This window comes from Moorena sp. SIO2C4 (assembly GCF_010672485.1).
Classification (GTDB): Bacteria; Cyanobacteriota; Cyanobacteriia; order Cyanobacteriales; family Coleofasciculaceae; genus Moorena; species Moorena producens.
In genome coordinates this window covers 1-1,123 of the sequence record NZ_JAAHGN010001556.1, presented here as the reverse complement: position 1 = coordinate 1,123, position 1,123 = coordinate 1, and the positions used below count along the sequence as shown (strand labels likewise).

1 protein-coding gene is annotated in these 1,123 nt (G+C 42.4%); it reads right to left on the bottom strand.

The genetic code is table 11. The annotated features are described in order from the left end of the window. Positions 1–469: 469 nt before the first annotated feature. Complete coding sequence (locus F6K20_RS39475; RefSeq protein ID WP_075873588.1) at positions 470–670, bottom strand: hypothetical protein; 201 nt, start codon at positions 668–670, stop codon at positions 470–472. Between the last annotated feature and the right edge of the window lie 453 nt (positions 671–1,123).

The following is a 1,123-nucleotide window of genomic DNA, read 5'->3' as shown; positions in this document are numbered from 1 at the left end:
TTACGGTGCGGGCTATTCCAATACTGGCGCTCGAAGTTAAAAATGAGGGCAAGCCCGCCCCTAACGCACCCTACATTCTAAATTCTAAATTCTAAATTCTAAATTCTAACTTCTAACTTCTAACTTCTAACTTCTAACTTCTAACTTCTAACTTCTAACTTCTAACTTCTAACTTCTAACTTCTACTTGGTGGTGCGTTACGGTGCGGGCTATTCCAATACTGGCGCTCGAAGTTAAAAATGAGGGCAAGCCCGCCCCTAACGCACCCTACATTCTAAATTCTAAATTCTAAATTCCCGATAAGTCTTAAAAATAAAAAAAATAGCCGTAGAAATAATATCCACGGCTATTTCAACTCCACAATAAGTTCCTTTAAATCGCTATGTCACTGAGTTCCCAAACGGAACTTGATGTGATTCGATCTGATTGACCTTTGCCAGGGGGGGAAACCCCCCATAAATTTCAGGTGTTACGGCAACAACCAATACTTGGTTATTGTAGTCATCACTTCCCCGGGAACGTCGGTCGGCTCCAGAGGAGTCCATTCCGCTATCTCTGCATAGCCTAGTGAATAAAGCATTTGCATACTATAGATTACTGCTTCACGAGACCCTTTCAAGGTGTGCTGAGCAGGTTGTTTTTTGAAGTTTTGGCGAAATTTTCGTGACATGGATAAAAAAGTGAAGTTATTGTGGTCATTTAATGATTATTGTAATGATTATAAATAAATTTGTCAAGGGTTTTTAGAATTTTTTTTTTGGGAGTTTTAGGATTAATAAAAAATTAGCGATATAGCGCTACGCGCAAGTCATAAGTTAGAAGTCAGAAGTCAAAAGTAAGCAATTACTTACGTTTCGGAGTGTAGGAGCGATGCAGCGCCTTCATGCGGGGGTTTCCACGGGGCAAACAGCGGTGCGGACGCAGGTTCCGCACACAGCCCCTCCCCACTCGCTATTGCATCAAGACAATGTCCTAACCTGAATGCGTAGTGCTATATTCTGAAATATACGCTACAGAAACGCTAATTGCTGGTGCGTTACGGGGCGGACTATCTCAACCCTGGCTACGAGGCGAAAAATCAGAGGCTTTCCGCCCCTAACGCACCCTACTACTCTGATAAAAA